This window comes from Methanospirillum hungatei, from assembly GCF_019263745.1.
Lineage (GTDB): Archaea > Halobacteriota > Methanomicrobia > Methanomicrobiales > Methanospirillaceae > Methanospirillum > Methanospirillum purgamenti.
The window spans coordinates 2,205,077-2,227,154 of record NZ_CP077107.1 but is presented as its reverse complement, the minus strand read 5'-3'; the positions used below and the strand labels follow the sequence as shown (position 1 = coordinate 2,227,154).

The window sequence follows — 22,078 nt, the reverse complement described above, 5'->3', positions numbered from 1 at the left end:
TGAAAAAATCTAAATCTTTATTTCTCCCGCTCTCCTATGCCATAGGTTGGATGAGTTGTACAATAATCGTGGGCGGTAACTTTGGTGATGAAGGCAAGGGGAAGATTGTTTCTCATGTTGCTCACCAGGATCGCCCTACAATAATCACACGGGGAGGTGTTGGTCCGAATGCAGGCCATACCGTTATGGTCGGCGAGAAGAAGTTCGGAGTCCGCATGTGCCCGTCAGGTTTTGTCTACCCGGACGCACGTCTCATGATTGGAACAGGTGTGTTGGTAGATCCGCGGGTTTTAAAGCAGGAGATTGAGGTTCTCGGCGTAGAAGGGCGGATTTTCCTTGATAAGCGGTGTGCAATTATTGAAGAATCGCATATTCAGGAGGATAAAACCAACACTCACCTGTCACAAAAGGTTGGATCAACCGGAACCGGGTGTGGCCCAGCAAATCGTGACCGGGCAATGCGAGTAGCCCGACTTGCGCGGGATCTCCCTGAACTGAATCCCTATCTTGTCGATGTGCCACTTGAGGTCAACACCGCTCTTGACAACGACGAGAACGTAGTGATTGAAGGAACCCAGGGATTTGGTATCTCACTTTATTTTGGTTCATATCCATTCGTGACCAGCAAGGATACCTGTGCAGCACAGATGGCAGCAGATAATGGTGTTGGACCGACCAGAATCGACGATGTCATTGTTGTCTTCAAGGCATTCCCAACACGGGTCGGTGAAGGACCATTCTCAACTGAGATGTCCAGTGAAAAGGCACACGAAAAAGGAATCCAGGAGTTTGGAACCGTCACCGGAAGAGAAAGGAGAATTGGAACCTGGGATAGTGAAATGGCACACTATGCAGCCATGATAAACGGATGTACCCAGGCTGCCATCACCGGTATTGATCATGTTGATCCATCCTGTTTTGGAGCAACAAAATACTCCCAGCTGACTAAACCAGCAAAAGATTTCTTAAAGCAGGCGGAAGAGGATATTGGTGCACCAATTACCCTTATCTCCACCGGGCCCGAACTCTCACAAATAATCGATATCAGGAATGAGTACTCATGAAACGCGAATTATATGATATTCTCTGTTGCCCGGTCTGCAAGGGTGACCTTGAGTTGAAAGTGACTGAAGAGAATGAAGTAGAGATCCTGACCGGATCCCTTATTTGCCACGCCTGTTCGGTTACCTACCCGATTGAAGATGGAATTCCAAACCTTCTTCCCCAGAATATCACATCCTGATGATACTTCAGATCCCGGTTCTTTTTTTTGCTCTGGTCATTGATCGAGTATGTGGCGATCCAAAAACATCGCTTCACCCGGTGGCACTCATCGGACGGTTCATCGGATGGTGGGGAGTACCTGAGCGTTACCCTGCCTGGATGCAGCGGATGGTTGGGATTGTAGGATGGATAATAACCGTCGTCCTCTTTACCCTGCCATTCGTTCTCTTTCAGATTGCAGCTCCATGGTATGTGTACCTGGTAATAGGACCATTTCTTCTCAAAATCTGTTTTGCCTGGAGAGCTCTTGAAGAACATGCACAAGCAGTTGCACGTGCAATATCAGATGAAGAACGTTCAAAGCAGGCATCGCTCCTGGTTTCCCGGGATACATCAGTTTTATCAGAAGAACAGACTCTTTCCGCAGCCTTTGAGTCGGTAGCAGAAAACCTTAACGACAGTATCATAGCACCCCTGTTCTGGTTTCTCATTCTCGGCCTTCCTGGTGCAGCCATGTATCGGGCAGCAAACACCATGGACGCAATGCTCGGGTATACTGATGAGCGAAAGAATCTGGGATGGTGTGCAGCCCGGATGGATGACATTCTCTCATATATTCCTGCCCGGATATGCGGACTTGTTCTCATCCTTATCTATGCAGGAAAAAGGAAACTCAAACCAGCGATTGAAGTTTTCATCCGTGATCGGAAAAAAAGGCCTGGGTTTAATGGTGGAATCCCGATGTCGTTGATCGCGGGAGGAGAGGGGATACAATTTGATAAACCAGGAGTGTACCGGATTGGAAACCGAATTCTGTCACTTCGAATAGCAGGACCTTCAATAATCAGAACGGTTCGTCTTTCAACACTCCTATTTTGTTTTTTTGCCGGTATCGCACTACTATTATTGGACGGTGTATCCAATATATACGGAATATGATACTTGAAGACCTCCGGTTCGGCACCGAACTAATTAAACGGGGATTTGCTTCCATGCAGAAAGGAGGCGTAATAATGGACGTTGTATCTGCCGAACAGGCCAGTATTGCAGAAGACGCAGGAGCCGTTGCAGTTATGGCACTGGAGCGTGTTCCTGCCGATATCAGAGCTGCGGGCGGTGTTGCCCGTATGGCAGATCCAAAAAAGATCATCGAGATTATGGACGCCGTCTCTATCCCGGTCATGGCAAAGGCACGGATTGGGCATTTTGTTGAAGCACAAGTCCTTGAGGCACTTGGTGTAGACATGATCGATGAGTCTGAAGTTCTCACCCCTGCCGATGAAGAATACCATATTGATAAGTCGAAATTTACTGTCCCATTCGTCTGTGGTGCACGAAATCTTGGTGAAGCCCTTCGGAGAATTAACGAAGGTGCTGCGATGATCCGGACCAAGGGAGAAGCAGGAACCGGAAATGTCGTTGAAGCAGTTCGCCACAACCGCACAATCCTCTCTGAGATCAGAAAGCTCAAAGGAATGGAGGAGATTGAGCTTGTTAAGCGTGCACGTGAACTTGAAGCACCTGCTGACCTTGTTATTGAGACGGCAAAACGGCAGCGTATTCCGGTTGTGAACTTCTCAGCAGGAGGTATCGCAACACCAGCAGATGCAGCGCTGATGATGCAGCTTGGAAGTGACGGAGTATTCGTCGGGTCAGGTATCTTCAAATCTGAACAGCCGGAACTCATGGCAAAGGCAATTGTTGAGGCTGTCAACCACTGGAATGAACCAAAGGTAATCGCCGAAGTCTCAAAAGGTCTTGGAAACGCAATGCGTGGTCTTGATGTTCATGCCCTCCCACCTGAAGAGGTGCTCTCAACCCGTGGCTGGTAACGCTGCGGTTGGTGTCCTGGCACTCCAGGGAGATGTTTCAGAGCATATATCTGCATTCGAATCGGCAATACACAACCTGGGACTCTCAATCCCGGTTATACCAGTCAGAAAAGCAGAAGAAATTCCTGAACTTGTAGCCCTTGCTATTCCTGGTGGTGAATCCACCACGATAATGCGGCTCATTGATCAGAACGGGATGCGGGATGTTATCAAAGATTTTGAGGGGGGCATCTTTGCAACCTGTGCCGGTATGGTAGTTGCTGCACGAACCCTCATTGGTGAGACCAGGTTTATTCCTCTTGACCTGCTTGACATTACCGTGAACAGGAATGCATTCGGAAGGCAGCGAGAATCATTTGAAGCCGACCTGCCGATCACCGGATTTGATACTCCCTTTCATGCAATATTTATTCGGGCACCAATTATTACCAGTGCCGGACCAGATGTTACCGCTCTTGCAGAGATACCACAAGGGATCGTAGCAGTCAGAAAAGGGAAAAAACTCATCCTCTCCTTTCACCCGGAGATTAGTCATGACCTCCGGATGCATGAGTACTTCCTGACACAGGTACTGGCCTAAAAAATTATTTTGCTTTTCCCTGATTTTTCACCGCTTCCATGGCGGCTTTTACTTTTTCAGCATCGCCAAGATAATAGTGCTTCAGTGGTTTAAGGTTCTCATCCAGTTCATACACCAGTGGAATTCCGGTCGGGATGTTGAGCTCAGGGATGTCTGCATCAGATATAGCATCAAGATGTTTTACAAGAGCCCGAAGACTGTTTCCGTGAGCGGTGATGAGAACTCGCTTCCCTGATTTGACAGCCGGTGCAATCTCATCATTCCAGTAGGGGATAAACCGTGCGACCGTATCCTTCAGGCACTCGGTCATCGGGAGATCTGTTTTTGCTATATCCTGGTACCGACGGTGAAATGACGGATTGTCCTGGTCATCGGGAGTATATGCCGGTGGTGGGATATCATAACTTCTTCTCCATATATGAACCTGTTTCTCACCATATTTTTCCACCGTCTCTGTCTTATTCAGACCAGTCAAGGCCCCATAGTGACGTTCATTCAGACGCCATGTTCTGATTACCGGAATCCACATAAGGTCCATCTCTTCCTGGATGAGCCAGAGAGTTCGGATAGCCCGCTTGAGGACTGAAGTATAGGCAATATCAAAATCCAGACCATGATCCCGTAGGGCTTTCCCAGCCGCCCGTGCTTCTTCAATGCCCTGGGGGGAGAGATCGATATCACGCCATCCGGTAAACCGGTTCTCCCGGTTCCAGAGGCTTTCTCCATGACGAATCAGAACCAGTGTATACATCATAAATCACCTACCTGTTGGTGATACGATTGGTTAATACTCTGGAAATATTCTTTCCCGCGACAAGAAAAATCCCACACCAGTCATCTACCAGAAATATGATAACACATATGACAAATCAGAGTGTTGCAACCGGTTGCAACTGCTGAAAACAATGCAATTTTTCTAATTCATCCACATATCATGTGAATTGAGTTCTGAAGGGAGTCATCAAAAAACCAGATGCAACCATGGCAAATTCTCTCATTGAGCAAAGTACCTGATGTGGTATGCTAATTTCGCAAAAAACGTATTTTGACAGATTAAACCTGTTTCAGACTGATTTTTCGCGGTTTTATCCTTATCACTTATACGCTGTTTCATTCAACACTGGTATGTCACAGGGGACTCATGCAAAATGGATCAACCATGATCCCATGCATGGATCTCTGTTCGTGAGTAGCGTTCAACATGTCCTCCTACAATCGTTGTTCACTCTCATGAAACAAACACAGGAGAGAATCCATGTCCTCCGGTTCCTCCTACCCAAGAACTTCACCCGGTCTTTCAATAAGGCCGGTTATCCTCCTACATCCAACAACGTAGTAAAGTGAGAAACAATGATCCTGACAAAATTTAGTAACAATTACAACGAACGACAGATCTGTCTCATTGACTATCTCAAAAGCCAGATGAAGCCAGGTTCAAATTTCTTTAAATCAAAATATATCGCCAAAGACACCGGCCTCTCATCAAAAGAAGTAGGAACCAATATGGCAATCCTTTCTGAGATCTGTCCGGAGTTCAAAATAGAACGGTACAGTTATTCAAACAGTACAACCTGGTTAGTTACGACACCACAGGTATAATCCCTTCTTTTCCTCCTCATATGATCCCCTCAATTCCGAAGGGGGTATAATCATTACTTCTGCTTCCTGATTTCTGAGAGAGTATAATCTGTCAGGTCTACAGGTTACATTTGATGTCAAGGGATAAGAGACCTGAACTATCCAACCTGAAGAATATATCCAAATACGACCGAATCCAGGTTAAAAGTTATTTAAATAATTAGACTCGGCACTTTCGTGTACTGGAAAGGTTTTATGGGAACGCTCTCCAATCATCAGTTATGACCATTCGTACCGGATGGGTGCTGATGATAGTATTCCTTGCCGTTTTCCTGCCGGCCCAGGCTGCAGTGAATATTACATCAGAGGGATTAATCGTAAGTGATACCGGATATGCGGGTGGTTCACTGACGGTGATCGAAGTTGTAAAAAACGCAGGGGATGATGACAGCGGGCCGGTCACCATCTCCTATTATCTCGTAAATGAGAGTGAGGGGAGTGCAACACGGGTACCAATAGGATCAGCAGATCTGGAATCAATAACATCCGGAGGGGATTACTCAAGTGTAAAGACCTTCCTTTTGCCCCTTGACCTTGCTGATGGCGCATACAGATTTGTCAGGGAAGTTATGGGGAAAGAGACCACACAGGTTCAGCAAAAAACAGTCCGCATCGCAGACCCGCTCCCTGATGGGAGTGATGCAGACCTTGTGGGTTCAGGACTTATCATCCCTTCCCGAGCAGGACCAGGGGATCAGATAAGGGTGATTGCAGCAGTTGAGAACCGGGGTGGATCTGATGCAGGGAAATTCTATGTTGACGTCTACCTGACTAACCGGAGTGTACAGGCTGCAGAACCGATGCTCCTTGGTACTTGGGAGGTTGGATCGGTTCCGGCCACCGGACAGGCCAGTACAACACGGACCTTTACTGTTCCCCGGGATATTCTTGCCGGGCAGTATGGCATCTTAATGGATGTTGATCCGGGGAACCTGGTTCCTGAGCGTGACGAAGGGAACAATGACTGGTATCGTGATGGCATGATTCGAATAATTGCAGGCGGTTCACAGACCATATCTGTACCGGCTTTTATCAACACCACCACATCCATTGTTGTTGTCACACAGGATCAGAACCAGACAAATCAGTCATAACACCATTTTTTTCTGACGCACCAGAGTGAGATTTATACTGAACCAGGGTACACCTATGTGTGGTAAATTGATACAGCAGTGGATACCTATCTGTAACAACTCATTTTTCGTCACCTTTTTTTTCGTGTTTAGATAGGGGGCCGGCTCTTTTCGGTCCCCGGTATTGATATTCGCTGACAGTTTACCGGAGGTTCGATAAACATGTTCTCAGTATTTGGTATTACAGACCCTGCGATCTGGGGTGGGTACGCATTAGCGATAGGGTTAGCTATTGCCTGCATAATTTACGGAATGATCAACTGGAATAAAGGAGGAAGAGATCATGGCAGTTGATCCGGTTGTGACAACCATCCTGGTTCTGGTGTATGTTGCAATTACATTGGTGCTTGGATATCTTGGATACAAAAAGACACTTCACGCTGAAGATTACCTGCTTGCCGGAAGGGACAGTCATCCGGTGATCATTGCCTTGTCATATGGTGCAACATTCATCTCAACATCAGCTATTGTCGGGTTTGGAGGTGTTGCTGCAAATCTGGGAATGGGCCTCATTTGGCTTACGGTATTTAACATTGGAATCGGAATTCTCCTGGCCTTTGTCTTATTCGGAAAGAAAACACGGGAAAAAGGAGCAGAGACTGGGGCTCTTACCTTTCCGGATCTGATGGGAAAGATCTTCCGGTCACCAAAACTACAGCTTATCAGCGGTATTATCATCCTGCTTGGTATGCCTCTGTACACCGCAGCGGTTCTGATTGGAGGAGCACGTTTCCTTGAAACAACGCTTAGTATTTCATACACCACCGCTCTGATCGCTTTTGCGGTTGTCGTTGCTCTCTATGTTATCTATGGTGGGTTAATCGCCGTCATGTACACCGATGCATTCCAGGGTGCAATCATGCTTATTGGTATGACCGTGCTTCTGGTGTTGACGTACATATATGTCGGGGGAGTAACTGCCGGTCACAAAGCACTTGCTGCCATGTCTGACCTGGTTCCGGAAGCACTTGTCGGACAAGGAATGACCGGATGGGCCTCGATGCCTGAACTAGGATCGCCGATATGGTTTACCCTTATCACCACCCTGGTCCTTGGTGTTGGTATCGGTGTTCTTGCCCAGCCACAACTTGTAGTCAGGTTCATGACCGCAAAAGAGAACAAGTCACTTAACCGTGCAGTCCTGGTGGGTGGACCATTCATCCTGATGATGACCGGGGTTGCCTTTACCGTTGGTGCATTGACAAATGTGTATTTTTACCAGCATGTAGGCAAGATCGCAGTTGATGCAGCCGGAGGAAACGTTGACTCAATCATCCCGCTCTACATCAACATGGCAACACCGGATCTGTTTATCGTCATCTTCATGTTGACCCTGCTCTCTGCAGCAATGTCCACTCTCTCTTCTCTCTATCATACCATGGGAACCGCCCTAGTCTGTGATATCTGGGGAAGAGGACAAAAATGTGCAATGTCCCTCCGGGCAAACCAGATCGGGTGTATTGTTATGATGATCGTCAGTGTTGCCTTAGCTCTTGCCATGCCAGCAGGGATTATCGCAAGGGCTACTGCTATGTTCATGGGCCTTTGTGCATCAGCATTCCTTCCGGCATTTGCTGTCGGCGTGTATGCCAGAAATCCCTCAAAGGCCGGAGCAGTGGTAAGTATGATCGTCGGGACAGTAATTTGGTTTATATGGACCATTTTCGTTCATACCGCTGAAGCAAAAGTCCTTGGAATATCTCAGCTTCTCACCGGGGCTGTCACGATTCTGCCAGCACCATGGACCGTTATCGATCCCCTGGTAATAGCCCTGCCGATTTCCCTTATTGTAATGGTAGTATACCAGCTTCGTGATAGGAAGGGAACAGAAAATCCGGCATAATTATCCCTTTTTTCGATTCAGCCATAAAACGAGTACAAGATCTAAATTCATCTTTTGTTACCAGGAACAGGAGCTCTGAATATCAGAAAAAAAGTCATCAAACCGGCTGAATTTCCTGGATAAAATTTTTTGATAGATACCTGGCATTGATATCTGGAAAAATAAATATTCCAGTAAGTATTCCATTATCTTCTAGAATAGAGATGGATTCACGACTATCTGCTATCAATAACAATTTTATCACCAGGCCGGAATCTTCACTCATCTCCCTGTGAAAAAATGATGATTCGATATCATTTCCACCCATGTAACATTTTACCGGAGCAAACTCTGCAAGTTCCTTTTTACCCACAATAAGATACACATGGACCCGTTTTGCAGCACGAGCAATATCAATACTATATTTTTTTAAAAATTCCTTGTCATTACAGAGAAAGATAATTTCTGATTTTGCCCTTCTTAAAACCATTCGAATCTGGTTATCCCGGGTCCATTCAGTAGAGAGTTTGTACCCCTGCATAAGCGGTTCAGGAGATTCAGTCTCTAAATTTTTCAGCCGAACACATAACTGATCAAGAGAACTCACCGATTCCCGTTTCAGTCTTTCAAATATCAAGGTAAGATCAACCGGAGAATACATGGCCGGAGATTTCCCTGAAGACACGACAAATCCTTTTTGGACCAAAGACGCAAGGGTTTCGTAGATTCTGCCACGGGGTATCTTTGTATGTTCATGAATTTCACGGGCATCGGCTACCCGAAGAGCGGTAAGAATACCATACACCTTTGCCTCGTATTCACTCATCCCGATGCTTTTCAGGTCTGAAAGTAATGATTCGTCTATCATGATTAGCTACTGAATTCAGGAGCATTTTTTTCATATTTTAACATTGGTAACAAGATAGGGCATGATTTCCCGAACATTTCAACCAACGAAATGGACACTCCTATTTCTCTTGTTATCGGCCATGATGATTCTCATGGGAGGAGCAGCAGTCGCGCCTGCACTTCCTTTCATCAGTGAGGCTTTCCCGGATGCATCAGATTCTGTTATCTCCCTTATAATAACGCTTCCTGCACTGGCAATCGCCCTTACCGGTATTTTCCTTGGTGCTCTCTCCGACAAAATCGGGAAAATCAAGGTCCTTATTGTTTCCATAGCCATCTTCACCATCGCAGGCAGTTCCGGCTATTACCTTGACAATATATACGCACTCCTTGCAGGCAGATTCTTTCTTGGGATTGGTATTGCCGGAATTACCTGTACGACATCATCACTGATCCCCTGTTACTATGAAGGGATTACCCGCGCCAGAGTCCTTGGGTATCAGGCAGCAGCCATGGGATTTGGAGTTTTGGTTCTGGAAATGAGCGGCGGATGGCTTGCAGGTATTTCCTGGCATGCAGCATTCCTGATTTACCTGGTAGGTATTGTCATTCTTGCCGGAGTTTTGCTCACCATGAGAGAACCGGTTCTTCCAAAGATTATGAGGGACAAGGATGAATCACCAGAACAATTCCCGACAGCTCCCCTCTTGATGGCGTACATTACTCTGTTTCTGGGGAACATGTTGTTCTTTCTTATGCCAGTCAAATTCCCCTACCTGATTGCGACGATGGATGCAGCACGAATACTTGGAGAGAACACAGCCCTTACCAGTGGATTATTCCTGGGTATCATGGGGTGTGCTTCATCACTCATGGGACTTGCATATGGCAGAATAGTCTGGAGATTTCATCGGAACACGATCCTGACTGCCACATTTGTTTTCTTTGGACTCGGATACTGTTTGTTAGGACTTGCATCATCTCTTGTTGTCGTCGGAATCGCAGTGGTATGTGTAGGCATTGCAGAAGGGATTCTGATGCCAACAATTCTGACATGGATTGCGACAATTACACCAAAACAATTTCTTGGAAGAGCAAGCGGTGGATTTTCTGTATCCTTAAACCTGGGACAATTCGCATCTACCCTGGCCATTGTTCCGGTTATCGCAATCGCTTCAACATATGGCGTCATGTTCGTAACATTCGGCTGTGCAGGTTTTTTACTTGCTGTGCCATTTGTATTCGGGACATTAAAACAAAAATACGCCCTTCCTGAGATAAATCCGGGATCAAAACAGGAGATCTAATTTTTTCACAGAAAGTCAAGCACGGTGTTACCAGACCATTCTCAAAAAATTATCGTGAGAGGATTGCCATGATAATCCGGCCATATGCAGGTCGGGTGATGATGACTCCAACAAGCACACCCAAAATGGTAACGATGGCAAATCCCCGGAGCGTTGAAAGATCCATGAGTGCTAATGGAAGCATTGCAATAAAAACAGTTGCTGCAGATGCCACGATTATGGAAAGGGCTCGTTTTAACCGTTTTACATAGAGATTTGGTGAAGGAACCTTCCCTTCATGCAATATTTCATCCGTGAGAATTACCATCTGATCAATTCCTGTTCCAAGAACTGCAATCAGTCCGGCAATAGTTGCAAGATCAAGCTGCAGGAAGAATGAGGTGATTGCAAGGAGGATGAGTACTTCTGAAGCATTAATAAGCACCATCGGAAGTACAATTGCCGGTTCATGATACCGGTACAAGACACTGATTCCCACTGCAATAAGAGCACATAATCCTGCTACCACACACCAGAACTTAAATTGTTCACCTAACTCTGCAGAGACAGAACCTGATCCCGCAATCTGAACCTCGACCGGGAGTGCTCCGTTTCGAAGATGTATTTCAAGCAGTTTTGCCTGTTCTTTCCCTTCCTGACCATACCCGGTAGAAGCCAGAAGGTTGGAAGTCGGTCTGGTTTGGAGTTCTGCTGCCAGATCAGGAGCAAGAGGGGCGGAGAATACAACCTCTCCGTCTAGTATCATATCCAGATTATGACCTTGTGGATTTTTTACAGCACCGGATGAGATAGCAACCGACCGAAGGTTTTCTGCTCCTTGTGGTGAGATAACAAATGAAACACCCCAGTTATCGCTATTAGGTGGACTTTGGGATGGATTTGCAACTGATTGAATTGAATCACCAAAGAGGACATGAGCGGTCTCATTTCCTATTGTGTGAAACCGGACCTCAAATTTACCCTGTTTACCAACAATTTCTTTGGCCTGACCCATGGAAACACCAGCCATCTCAACCCTGATGTACCGACTGATTCCATTCAGTCCGGTTATGACATAGACCTTGGCATCACGTGTCCCAAGACTGTTAATTTTATTCTCTAAAATCCGTTTAATATCTTCAGCAGTCTCTTTTGTCACACCCGGAGAAAAAGAGACCAATGACGCATTAAGACCTGAAAATATACCACGAAGTTCCTCTTCAGTAATAGATTTCCTGATCTCCAGAGTATCTTCATCCACTTGAATGACTTCTGATCCAAGCTGATTTTTTAGTGCAGGAATGAATGAATCAAGAGTCATATCGGACTTAAACTTCACGGTTGCAGCCTGATATTCAAGTTGGATCCATGAACCTCCATCAAGGTCCAGTCCAAACTGAAGATTGGTCTGAAGACCTGATGGACCTGGATGAGGAAACAGAATGATGAACGACGCAATCACCAGGATAAGGTAAATTGAAACCCTATAATCTTTTACCGTCTCTATGATTGTTTTTTTATCCATTTACAAGCCACCCCGGAATGAGTATTTTTTCCCTTTTTCTCCGGTCAGATACCACTTGAGGATCCCTACATTTGTCAGCCATGTGTTCATGACATCAAAGAGAAGACCAATGAGAAGCACCTGGGCAATTTCATGAATGATCTGTATGCCACCAATCCATGAGATGATCCACATCGCAGCAATTGCTCCAAATGTTGTGGAGGTCATGATAATTCCGGTCCTGAATGCTCCGGATACCTTCTCATCAAAAGTCCCTTTTCGTTTGAGAACACGTGAAGTCAGAAGAATATCACTATCCACAGAATATCCAATCAACATCAATAGTGCAGCTGTTGTCCCAAGTGAGAGTTGAATTCCCAAAATATTCATTGCTGCAGCAGTCATAACCATGTCAGCAAGGGCTGATAAGACGATTGCAAGAGAAGGAACAAAAGAGCGAAAGATGACAAAAACCACAATTGCCATACCGATGAATGAAAACAAGATTGCAAACCCTGCCTGATCCTGCAATGTTTTCCCAAATGATGAACCGATATGATCAATTTTTGCATCAGTATATCTCTCATCAACGATCCTGGTCAGTTCAAGAACTTTTTTTTCATCCATCGGACCAAATTTGAGGTATTTCCCCTCATGAATGCCTTCCGCGACACTGATGATATCATACTCGTGAAAAGTCTCCATTAATGACTCTGTCGTCTCATCAGTTGCGATAGTAATACTTAGTCCGCCCTGAAACTCAATACCGGGAGATACCGGCAATCCGGTTTGGAGAATGGTCATACCCAGAACTGAGAGCGAGAGTATGAATAAGAAAACAGGTATGATACAGAGCTTTGCCGGAGATGCCGATGAGAGAAACCGGTTAATACTGGTTATTATATCCATATTATTTCCTACAGAATATTTTGGTTCAAGGGTGAACCCTTCGTAAAATTTGCTCCCATATCAATCATATAATATAGATCCATTTGATGTAGTCCAGCGAATTTGATTATTTAATGAACTGGACCACTCAATCTCCCTTATCCCCACGTGAGACACCAGTTCAGAGGAGATCCATGATCATCACAAAGATCAATGGAATTTACCGGGATGTGTACATCATTTGATGAACACGTAAAAACGTGCTATGACTGAATAAGCTACCTTTTTGTGTTATTTCCGGTGTAATTTTGAAAAATTTTTACTGATTCACATAACAAAGAATAGCATCATTACAAAAAGGTCATATTCCATAAAAATTGAAGAGCGATTCGGATTTGCAGTATGCTTATAATATTCTGACTCCCTTACTTGTATAGAAATATGCGTTGTGTTAATTTCGGGTTTGCGTTAGGATTTTTCATAATTCCTCTCGTACTTTCCATCATTACTCCCCAGGGTTTCTATTTTGAGAGCCCGAATGTCCTCATACTGGATGATGGATCTGGTGAGCACATCACATCAGAAAACCCCTATACGTCTTCCCCTCACCCATACCGTTTCTCTGAACAATGGGTGTTAACAAGCCTTCTTGGTGATTTTGACTCATTTGACAGACAAATCAGAGATCAACTGAGAGGATATCGCAAAATCTCCTCCCATAATGTTTTAGATCATGAAACCCGACGAAAAGTGTATGATCTGATCATCCAAAATCCAGGAATCACTCTTGGCCGGCTTGCAGAGATTTCACAATGCAATGAAAGTACACTCCGATATCATCTTGACAAGATTTCACAGGAAAAATACATTATTCGTGTACATAACGGGCGTTCATCACATTTCTTTGAGAACCACAATACATTTTCTCCTGAAGAGCAACAGTTCCTATCACGGTTTTCATCAGGCCTTACCGGGAATATTCTGCAATTAATTCACGAATCTCCAGGTATCACCAGAAAAGAGATTGCAGAAAAACTTGGAGTCACAAGTCCAACAATAACCCGTGCAGTTCTGCATCTTGCAGAAGAAAAATGGGTGATTCTCCTTAAAGAAGGAAGAAATACCCGACATTACCTGCCAGAAGAGAGAGGATACATCCTGCAAAAGGAGATTGCAGATTCAGCCTGACGGATTAACAGCAATTATTTGAATACTTACATGCATGTAATTACACGTGCATAGTGTCGAACTCATCCTCACGCTTACCGGAGGATTTGCAGCAGCCCTCTTTTTCGGGTATATCACCCATCGTCTGGGCCTATCACCGATTATCGGGTACCTGATCGCCGGAATTATGGTCAGCCCCAATACACCCGGATTTGTTGCGAACTATGAACTCGCCGAACAATTGGCAGAGATAGGAGTAATTCTCCTTATGTTCGGAGTAGGGCTGCAATTCCACTTAAAAGAATTTTTAGCGGTAAGAAAAGTTGCACTCCCCGGTGCCCTGATTCAAAGCCTGACTGCGACTGCCCTTGGTGCAATAATCATGTACTGGCTGGGCTGGAGCATAGAAGCAGGAATTATCTTCGGACTTGCAATATCAGTAGCCAGTACTGTTGTTTTAACACGAGTGCTCTCAGACAATAATGAACTCCATACCAAAACCGGTCATATTGCAATCGGATGGCTGGTGATGGAAGACTTATTCACGGTCTTTGTTCTGGTCCTGCTTCCAGCTGTGTTTGGCAGCTCAGTTGTTGGATTAACAGGTATCGGAACTGCTGTGGGTATAGCAACGGTTAAAATTCTCCTGCTTGTCGGATTCACATTCGTAGTTGGCGGATGGGTCATCCCTAAACTCCTCACAAATATTGCAAAAACTGGTTCCCGTGAGCTGTTTACCCTCTCAATTCTTGCAATTGCAATGTGTATTGCTGTCGGATCAGCATTCCTGTTTGATGTCTCCATGGCTCTTGGAGCATTTCTTGCCGGAATGGTTGTTGGGAGATCAGAATTTTCCCTTCGGGCTGCTACTGAGGCACTGCCCCTACGTGACGCATTTGCGGTATTGTTCTTTGTATCAGTAGGGATGCTTTTTGACTGGTCAAGCCTTGCTGATTCTGCAATTTTTGTTGTTGCAACCCTTCTCATAATCCTTATCGGAAAGCCACTGATTGCATTTTTTATAATTATCCTGATGCGATACCCGCTCAGAATTGCATTATCTGTGGCAGTTGTCCTCTCACAAATCGGAGAATTTTCTTTTATTTTGGCGACGATGGGAAGAGACCTTCATATTTTACCAGAGAACGCCTCAAATGTTCTGGTCGCTGCAGCAATCATCTCGATAACATTAAACCCAATCCTGTTTCGTGCTATTGGAAAATTTGAGTGTTATCTCAACGATTGTCCACGAGTATCGAAATATATCCAGGAGCGGTGTGGCCCACAGATCAGTTCTGTATCTGAATGTGAACTGGATAAACAGACTGATGAGTCAACTGCCATTGTTATCGGGTATGGACCTGTTGGTCAGACGGTATCCAGGCTTTTGAGAGACAATTCAATTGAACCACTTATTATTGAGTTAAATGTCGAAACAGTCCAATCGCTGATAAAAAAAGGATATAAGGCGATCTATGGAAATGCCAGCCATATAGACACACTCAAAAAAGCCGGAGTAAAAAATGCCGATGTTCTGGTGATCAGTGCTGCAAATATTCCGGAAAGTGATGAAATCGTTAAAAATGCCAAACGGATCAATCCGGATATCAGGGTTATCGCCCGTACTTTGTATGTATCAGAGGTTCAAAACCTCAAAAAAGCTGGTGCAGATGTAATTTTATCTGATGAAGGAGAACTGGCATTATCGGTAACAGAATTAATTCTCCGGCATTCTGGTGCAACTCATGATCAGATTGACCGGGAACGTGACCGGGTCCATCAGACCCTTTTCTCCCGGTCAGAAGAGAACCAATCATAATCATTATCAGATGACATGAAAATTATCTTAATTGGAGAGAATTGTTCGACCATCTACGAACAATTCAAGCCGTTGGCGTAGCCAGGTCCCATAAGTGCCCGATGGTATCCTGTTGGGCGTGTCATCCTGGTTTAATAATGAGGTATCAATTTCGGTCTGATTATATGCGTTCATTCCCCGGAGACACGAGTCAACCATCTTATCCATCACACTCTTCCTACCAATACGATCATATTCAAAAATTATTCTTATTATAGCGATTAAATGACCATTAACATCCAATGGGGCCATATATAGAAACCTATTCTTCCGGACATCATAATCTCCGGAGTGTATCCATCTCCCAGGGGGACTATTTTCATGAATCCAGAATATATTGCCACTATTTACGTAATATCGCCATTATTATGGATTTTGTTTTACCGTATGAGATAGGATGTACTGGGATATGCACAGGTGAGCCGGATAGCAGTTGGTAGTGCACCCAATACAGAATGAAAACAGGATCTTGGGCCAAAATTATGAGATTTTTGGGTGAAGTTTTTATATTTATGGTTCGTTATGATAAATGGGTAATAATTATGGCAGATTTACCAATTGCAGCAGTCGCACGGATTGCAAAAAACAGTGGTGCTGAGCGTGTCGGTGCAGATGCATCAGTCATCCTTGCAGAGAAGGCAGAAGAGTTTATCGGTGACCTTGTCAAGGAAGCAGTAAAACTTGCAGGTCATGCAGGCAGAAAGACTCTTAAAGCAGAAGACATTGAGATTGCTGCAGAGAAATTCGAATAAACTTTTTTTATTATCAGGAACCGGTACCATTGTCCGGGCTTTATGTCATTAGAGACAGAATCCAGGCACAGAAGGGTTAGTGGCTATTGCCCGTGCCGCTTGTGGATCAACAGGAACCTGTATCGGGGTTTGAGTCAAACTTTCTACTGTTATTTGTAATTGTTCTGACAGGACATGATGCAACAACATCAATCCCCTTCGAGTGGAGGAGATCCAGAGCTTTGAAAAAGAGTCGAACCCCTTTTCTGGAATATGTATTCACCATGTGAACGGCTTTATCTGGTTTAAAAGATAGTGTAGTGAATTCTATATTTATAAAAAATGGTATTATCCAGAAATTACCGACTTGATTGCAGCCTCAATAATATTTGAGAGATAATCTCCTGCAAGATCTGAGATGACTGACTCATTGAGCTCAGACAGATTTTGAATTGATTGGAGGATCTTTTCTTCTTTCTCAAGAGCCATCACCGCCTTCTCCCGTATTGGGATGAGTCGTTCTGAGACCTCCATCTCATTTAAATCGATAATTTTCGTTTTAATCACGCTTTGATACGCACTGAGGTCTGTCCGGACAGCATCCCAATCTTTTAGATTAACATCCTCGTTTATGAGTTTGATATTCGTCACAGATTCATTTTGAAATTCTTTCAGAGAGCCCATAAAAGCGATATCATCTGATTGAATGAGTGATGAACACCCGGCAGACAATAAAGTGCTACTCACAAGGATAATAAAAATCATTGTATATAATACATTTCTCATATGAGAGCGGATTGTGCTGGTCAAAAGAACATTCTTTGCCATATAATACTTTTCATCTGAAATGGATATCAATTATCCTTTTGATCGTCAGATTGCTTATTTAAATAATTTATGCAGGATATTTTTAGAAAATACACTCAATTTTTATTTTTATAGCAAATTTATCCTAATATTACTCAATTTCGCAGAATAATCATGAGTAACTTTCCCTTCTCAAAATAAACCGTCCAAAAAATACATCAGGGGAGAAATATAATTAAAATCGGGCATCATTTAAAAGTCTATTCTATATTTAACATCAGATATACGAGAATATCTGATCTCAGGAAAAACAAGCTTGGCATTGTCTAACGAAATTTTTTATTGATATAGACAGGTCTCACTAATATGAAATGAGTATGAAATTAATCATTACCTGATAATTATAAAGAAGGAATACCTCGCTCAAAGAATAAAAAGAATTCAGTTTAAAATAGAGAGAACTGATATCTATTATGTATCTTTTTTTCCAAACTGTTGGTCAATAAAGGACAAAATGTCATCCCGCACCCTACGAAACATCTCCAGTTGTATATCTTCAGTTCCGGTTGCGGATGATGGATCCGGGAAGCTGACATGGATCGTCTCTTTTGCACCTGGGAACATGGGGCAGACAGCATTTGCACCATCACATACCGTAACAACTGTGTCAATCTCATAGTCAAAGAATCCCTCAAGTTCCTTTGACTTCTGATGACTGATATCAATGCCTATCTCATTCATGACTCTGATTGCCAGAGGATGGACTCTGGTTACCTCGGTCCCGGCACTAAACCCTTCATACCGATCACTATACCGGGCATTTACATATCCTTCAGCCATCTGTGAACGGGCAGAGTTATGGGTACAAATAAAGAGGACTTTCCGTTTCATCAATCATATGTTTCTCATAGAGGTAACATTAATTTCTTTCCTCATCTCCCCAATCTGCTTCTCAATCTCCTCCTTCCCATCCTCATCTTTCTCCGCAACTACCCGGACGACATCACCCTCATAAATATTCTCAAACAATATCCGGGGGAGAAGGATCTCCTGGACCGATTCGGTATGAGTTACAAGTACCATAACATCATCTTCAATCCGGTCAACTGTTGCCAGCACCATCTTACACAAACCAGTATCTCTTCCCATCAGTCTTTAAAACAATCGTTCCTTCAAGGTCTGTCCGGTGAACTGAAATCCCGGCTTTTGTCAAAGCATTCATGGTTGAAGGAGCAGGATAATGATAGTCATTGTTTCGGCCAAGAGAGATGATAACATCTTGTGGATAGTCATTGTGTAATAATCCCCGTGATGCTGAACCTTTTGAGCCATGATGAGCGAGTTTCACCACATCAGCTGTAGCATCACACTGCTCACAATCTCCGGGGAAGAAAAGGGTGGCATCTCCATAGGTGAGAAGAAGAGCCAGGGAATCTTCATTCATATCATCAGAGAGATAATCTGGATGTGTTACCTCAATATGAACATCATCAGTAAAGGGAATTACATCACCCCTTCCTGCGGTGGCATAGGGAATCTGTTTCTTGACCAGAACTTTTTCCAGATCCCTGTACACCGGAGTGGTATGAGTAGCCCCATTATCTACGAATAATTGGACAGGAATCTCATTGAGAACATCCACCATACCCCCGATGTGATCAGAGTGGGGATGGCTCGATACCATCACGTCAAGGTATGTAATCCCACGGCTCTGGAGATAAGAAAGAATCGTTGGACCAGCATCCAGAGTTCCGGCATCGATAAGCATGGTATGATTGTTATGTTCAATAAGGGCTGAATCTCCTTGTCCAACATCCAGATAATGAACCGTGAGCGGAGAAGCGGAGGATATTGATATAAAAATTACTGATATCAGAAAAATGAAACATAAATATCTCATGTGCCATCATGAGTTTGGGGGGAGTCATGATTAGAGTGATTATTGTTTTGTTTATGGAGTATGAAATCACGAAAAAATGATTCCAAGTGAAGTATCAGTTTCAATATTTGATTTTTCATTCCCCATTATAACCATTATAGGGTAACCGAATGAGAAACGTAGAACCAGTTAAATGACCGTCGCTGATCACTCCAATTGATCCGTTTTGAAGTTCAATTATTTTTTTTGCAATAGGTAGACCTAATCCTTTTGACAATGGATCTTTGCGTGAAATATCTCCGGTAAATAACTCGTCCCAAATTTTGTCCTGTATCGCTTTTGGGATACCAACTCCAGTATCTGAAATTGAGATGATGAGATCATGCTCCTGGACTGATGCGGATATTGTCACTTTTCCTTTGGGGACATTGTACTTTACCGCATTATTGATGATATTACGAAAAGCCAGGTCGGTGTATAATTTTAACACTGGGATGACAAGATCTGAGTCTACATTGTTTTCAATGATTAACTCATTTTGTTGAGCCAAATGCTGATTTGAGGTTATTGCATCGTCAATGAGAGTATGAAGATTACATGGCTCTACAGTATCAAGGGAATACATACTGTTTAACTGGACATGAACCAGGATCTCTTCGATCATCTTCCAGAGGTACGAAATATTGTCTAAAAAAATCCGGACATAATCCCGGGTGTCTGAATCGGAAACTGAATCAAGTAACAAAGGTCCCATCCCGATTATCGGAGTCAGCGGGGTCCGTAAGTCATGAGCCAACTGGTATAAAAAGAGGGTTTTTTGCTCTATTAATTGCTCAACCTGACGATTTTTCTCCTCCAACTCGTGTTTCGAATGAATGAGATCAGTAATATCGAGTGCAACACATCGATACCCCCCTTGCTCCCCATACATGTCAACGATATGTGAAGAACGGATGTTCAGGATTACAACACTTCCATTTTTGTGGATGAACGGGAGATCCAGAGTAATAATATTGGGATCGTGTGATGGTCGGTTAATCAAATAATATCTGGCATCATCTTGATTATCAGGAGGAATCAGCGAGATAATCGGCAGTCCGATTAATTCTTCTGCAGTATACCCAAGGACGTCCTGACATTGGGGATTGATATATGATATTATTCCATCCAAAGAGAGATCCCATATGATATTTGGTGTTGTCTCGATGATTGATCGATACTTTATTTCACTTGCTTGTAAAGAATTCTGAAGAGTTACCAGATCATCATATTGTGATTTTAGTTCTTCTTTCGCATCTGATAGTTGTCGATATGCTCCCAAAAGATCAAAATAGATTTTTTCACGTTCAGAATTGTCAATAAATGTTACGAGAAGACATTCTCTTCCATGGAAAGAAAAAGGAACTGCATATTTAATTATTGGGATTTTCCTACCTTCTGTAGTAATCAGCACCTGTTCAGAATTATCGATTTTCGGCATAAGATCAGTGATTGGACATTTTTCACAATCTGAAGAAAAAAAATAATTATGGTAACGCTGAAGAATAATTTCTTCTTTGGGAGCACCAATCATCTGAGCTGCTGCAGGATTGATGTCAAGTATTTCATGAGTATAAGCATCGACGATGACAATACCCTCCCTGACTGAAGTAAATATCTGGTTTAGGTAATCCCTGTTTTCCTGAAGATATCGTTCAAGATGGATGTTTTCTGTCACATCCGTAGCGATATGAATAGCCTTAATTATGTTACCGGACTCATCAACTACAGGAGTGCAGGAGACCATGAGTGTTTTATTAAATATTTCAGCATCGATGGTCACGGTCTCCATTATCCCTGAAGATCTCATCTTCTCAAGTGGACAACCAAATGGATGAGACGTACCATTTGGATCATGGAATATATTCCAGCATTTGAGCCCCTTTATCTCTTCAAGAGACTTTCCGGTCATTTGAAGAACAGCTTCATTTGCATCAATGATGGTATGGTCCACATCAAGGATGAATGTCGGATTTCCAACCGCACGAAATATTGTTTCCCAGTCTTTTTTTGCAAGAAGAAGTTCTGCTTCAACTTGTTTTTGTTCAGTTATATCGGTATATGTCCCAACAAACCGGACAGGGTGATGATTCTCGTCATATTCTATTACTTTCCCCCTGACCAGCATCCATTTCCATTCTCCGCATTTCATCCGGAGGCGTTGTTCAACTTGAAAGAACCCTGTTTTTCCCTGAAAATAGTCCTTCATTATCTGTTCAGTCTTCGAAATATCTTCAGGATGAATAATTGATCTTCGATTAAAACCCAATATTTCCTGCAACTCATCCTGAGGGTATCCAAGCATCTCACAGGCCCGGGGACTGATATAGGTCTTCCCGGTCACTATATTCACATCCCAGTGACCTTCCTTTGCTCCGTCAAGAGCAAGCCTCATTCGCTCTTCGTTCTCTGCAAGTGCCCTGACGGCCTGAATTCTCTCGACAGATTTTTTTATTTTATGCACGAGTTCAGAAAACTGGGATTTCGGATCCCCCCCTTTTTGAAGATAAAAGTCTACTCCGTTATCAATAGCCCTGATGACTACCTCTTCTCTCCCTTTTCCGGTAAAGAGAATAAAAGGAATATCTCCGATCTCTGCCCGCACCTGAATGAGAAATTCTATGCCGTCCATTTCCGGCATCTGGTAATCGGAAATAATCGCATCAAATGGAGTATGATGTAACATATCCAACGCTTTAACGGCAGAGGTACATGTATCTACGATGAATTCCTTTGTTCGCTCAAGAAAAATTTTGGCGAGATCAAGGAGATATTCTTCATCATCAACATAGAGTACACGGAGAGGATGGGGGGACATATCAGTAGTATGTAGGAGGAATT

24 protein-coding genes are annotated in these 22,078 nt (G+C 43.6%); 13 read left to right on the top strand and 11 right to left on the bottom strand.

The features are described 5' to 3' along the window. Positions 1 to 50 precede the first annotated feature (50 nt). Genes KSK55_RS10705 through pdxT form a run of 5 tightly spaced genes read left to right on the top strand, consistent with a single transcriptional unit; the run spans position 51 to position 3,636 of the window. The gene (locus KSK55_RS10705) at positions 51 to 1,064 is read left to right on the top strand and encodes an adenylosuccinate synthetase (RefSeq protein WP_214421439.1); all 1,014 of its coding nucleotides are present in this window, start codon (positions 51 to 53) and stop codon (positions 1,062 to 1,064) included. Next, a complete protein-coding gene (locus tag KSK55_RS10700) occupies positions 1,061 to 1,243 on the top strand; it encodes a methytransferase partner Trm112 (RefSeq protein WP_214419645.1) in 183 nt (60 codons plus the stop codon). Before KSK55_RS10705 ends, KSK55_RS10700 begins: the two co-directional genes overlap by 4 nt. Further along, complete coding sequence (gene cbiB / locus KSK55_RS10695) at positions 1,243 to 2,163, top strand: adenosylcobinamide-phosphate synthase CbiB (protein ID WP_218606894.1); 921 nt, start codon at positions 1,243 to 1,245, stop codon at positions 2,161 to 2,163. The genes KSK55_RS10700 and cbiB overlap by 1 nt, the downstream gene beginning before the upstream one ends. Then, positions 2,160 to 3,056 (top strand): pyridoxal 5'-phosphate synthase lyase subunit PdxS, encoded by an 897-nt coding sequence (gene pdxS / locus KSK55_RS10690; RefSeq protein WP_214419647.1) that lies wholly within the window; start codon positions 2,160 to 2,162, stop codon positions 3,054 to 3,056. Before cbiB ends, pdxS begins: the two co-directional genes overlap by 4 nt. Beyond that, positions 3,046 to 3,636 carry a pyridoxal 5'-phosphate synthase glutaminase subunit PdxT gene (pdxT, locus tag KSK55_RS10685; RefSeq protein ID WP_218606893.1) on the top strand — a complete coding sequence of 197 codons (591 nt, stop codon included), beginning with the start codon at positions 3,046 to 3,048 and terminating at the stop codon, positions 3,634 to 3,636. The genes pdxS and pdxT overlap by 11 nt, the downstream gene beginning before the upstream one ends. Positions 3,637 to 3,640: 4 nt before the next feature. On the opposite strand, the gene gpmA is transcribed toward pdxT, so the two are convergent. Then, positions 3,641 to 4,387, bottom strand: coding sequence for a 2,3-diphosphoglycerate-dependent phosphoglycerate mutase (gpmA, locus tag KSK55_RS10680; RefSeq protein WP_218608933.1), 747 nt, complete (start codon positions 4,385 to 4,387; stop codon positions 3,641 to 3,643). A gap of 599 nt (positions 4,388 to 4,986) precedes the next feature. Here gpmA and KSK55_RS10675 point away from each other — a divergent pair. From KSK55_RS10675 to KSK55_RS10665, 4 genes are all read left to right on the top strand, one after another. Beyond that, positions 4,987 to 5,235, top strand: a complete 249-nt coding sequence (locus KSK55_RS10675) for a DUF7123 family protein (protein ID WP_214419650.1) — start codon at positions 4,987 to 4,989, stop codon at positions 5,233 to 5,235. Positions 5,236 to 5,495: 260 nt separating this feature from the next. Beyond that, on the top strand, positions 5,496 to 6,368 hold the full coding sequence (locus KSK55_RS10670; protein WP_218606892.1) for a CARDB domain-containing protein: 873 nt from the start codon (positions 5,496 to 5,498) through the stop codon (positions 6,366 to 6,368). Between the two features lie 201 nt (positions 6,369 to 6,569). After that, the gene (locus KSK55_RS16735; protein ID WP_372238724.1) at positions 6,570 to 6,701 is read left to right on the top strand and encodes a symporter small accessory protein; all 132 of its coding nucleotides are present in this window, start codon (positions 6,570 to 6,572) and stop codon (positions 6,699 to 6,701) included. After that, the gene (locus KSK55_RS10665; protein WP_218606891.1) at positions 6,691 to 8,250 is read left to right on the top strand and encodes a sodium:solute symporter family protein; all 1,560 of its coding nucleotides are present in this window, start codon (positions 6,691 to 6,693) and stop codon (positions 8,248 to 8,250) included. Before KSK55_RS16735 ends, KSK55_RS10665 begins: the two co-directional genes overlap by 11 nt. Positions 8,251 to 8,347: 97 nt before the next feature. On the opposite strand, the gene KSK55_RS10660 is transcribed toward KSK55_RS10665, so the two are convergent. Continuing rightward, positions 8,348 to 9,097, bottom strand: a complete 750-nt coding sequence (locus KSK55_RS10660) for a TrmB family transcriptional regulator (protein WP_218606890.1) — start codon at positions 9,095 to 9,097, stop codon at positions 8,348 to 8,350. Positions 9,098 to 9,158: 61 nt separating this feature from the next. Here KSK55_RS10660 and KSK55_RS10655 point away from each other — a divergent pair, with 61 nt between their 5' ends. Next, positions 9,159 to 10,385, top strand: a complete 1,227-nt coding sequence (locus tag KSK55_RS10655; protein WP_218606889.1) for an MFS transporter — start codon at positions 9,159 to 9,161, stop codon at positions 10,383 to 10,385. A gap of 49 nt (positions 10,386 to 10,434) precedes the next feature. Here the strand turns inward: KSK55_RS10655 and KSK55_RS10650 are convergent, their stop codons facing one another. Next, on the bottom strand, positions 10,435 to 11,889 hold the full coding sequence (locus KSK55_RS10650; protein WP_218606888.1) for a preprotein translocase subunit SecD: 1,455 nt from the start codon (positions 11,887 to 11,889) through the stop codon (positions 10,435 to 10,437). Then, positions 11,890 to 12,777 (bottom strand): protein translocase subunit SecF, encoded by an 888-nt coding sequence (locus tag KSK55_RS10645; protein ID WP_218606887.1) that lies wholly within the window; start codon positions 12,775 to 12,777, stop codon positions 11,890 to 11,892. It abuts the gene before it with no gap. Positions 12,778 to 13,197: 420 nt separating this feature from the next. On the opposite strand from KSK55_RS10645, the gene KSK55_RS10640 reads away from it, so the two are divergent. Beyond that, positions 13,198 to 13,944 (top strand): winged helix-turn-helix transcriptional regulator, encoded by a 747-nt coding sequence (locus KSK55_RS10640; protein WP_214419654.1) that lies wholly within the window; start codon positions 13,198 to 13,200, stop codon positions 13,942 to 13,944. 46 nt (positions 13,945 to 13,990) lie between these two features. Further along, positions 13,991 to 15,742, top strand: coding sequence for a cation:proton antiporter (locus KSK55_RS10635; protein ID WP_218606886.1), 1,752 nt, complete (start codon positions 13,991 to 13,993; stop codon positions 15,740 to 15,742). Between the two features lie 27 nt (positions 15,743 to 15,769). Here KSK55_RS10635 and KSK55_RS10630 read toward each other — a convergent pair whose 3' ends face one another. Then, positions 15,770 to 15,940 (bottom strand): hypothetical protein, encoded by a 171-nt coding sequence (locus KSK55_RS10630; RefSeq protein WP_218606885.1) that lies wholly within the window; start codon positions 15,938 to 15,940, stop codon positions 15,770 to 15,772. Positions 15,941 to 16,323: 383 nt separating this feature from the next. On the opposite strand from KSK55_RS10630, the gene KSK55_RS10625 reads away from it, so the two are divergent. Then, positions 16,324 to 16,533, top strand: a complete 210-nt coding sequence (locus KSK55_RS10625; protein ID WP_214421440.1) for a histone family protein — start codon at positions 16,324 to 16,326, stop codon at positions 16,531 to 16,533. A 106-nt stretch (positions 16,534 to 16,639) separates the two neighbouring features. Here the strand turns inward: KSK55_RS10625 and KSK55_RS10620 are convergent, their stop codons facing one another. The 6 genes from KSK55_RS10620 to KSK55_RS10595 all read right to left on the bottom strand — a co-directional run bounded on the left by KSK55_RS10620 (position 16,640) and on the right by KSK55_RS10595 (position 22,055). After that, positions 16,640 to 16,798, bottom strand: coding sequence for a hypothetical protein (locus KSK55_RS10620; protein WP_218606884.1), 159 nt, complete (start codon positions 16,796 to 16,798; stop codon positions 16,640 to 16,642). Positions 16,799 to 16,860: 62 nt separating this feature from the next. Further along, entirely contained in the window at positions 16,861 to 17,340 is a 480-nt protein-coding gene (locus KSK55_RS10615) for a hypothetical protein (RefSeq protein ID WP_218606883.1), read from the bottom strand. Between the two features lie 450 nt (positions 17,341 to 17,790). Then, the gene (locus KSK55_RS10610) at positions 17,791 to 18,210 is read right to left on the bottom strand and encodes an arsenate reductase ArsC (RefSeq protein ID WP_218606882.1); all 420 of its coding nucleotides are present in this window, start codon (positions 18,208 to 18,210) and stop codon (positions 17,791 to 17,793) included. 3 nt (positions 18,211 to 18,213) lie between these two features. Beyond that, on the bottom strand, positions 18,214 to 18,441 hold the full coding sequence (locus tag KSK55_RS10605) for a DUF3006 family protein (RefSeq protein WP_218606881.1): 228 nt from the start codon (positions 18,439 to 18,441) through the stop codon (positions 18,214 to 18,216). Position 18,442: 1 nt separating this feature from the next. Further along, complete coding sequence (locus tag KSK55_RS10600; RefSeq protein ID WP_218606880.1) at positions 18,443 to 19,219, bottom strand: ComEC/Rec2 family competence protein; 777 nt, start codon at positions 19,217 to 19,219, stop codon at positions 18,443 to 18,445. A 115-nt stretch (positions 19,220 to 19,334) separates the two neighbouring features. After that, positions 19,335 to 22,055, bottom strand: a complete 2,721-nt coding sequence (locus KSK55_RS10595) for a hybrid sensor histidine kinase/response regulator (RefSeq protein WP_218606879.1) — start codon at positions 22,053 to 22,055, stop codon at positions 19,335 to 19,337. Positions 22,056 to 22,078: the final 23 nt, after the last annotated feature.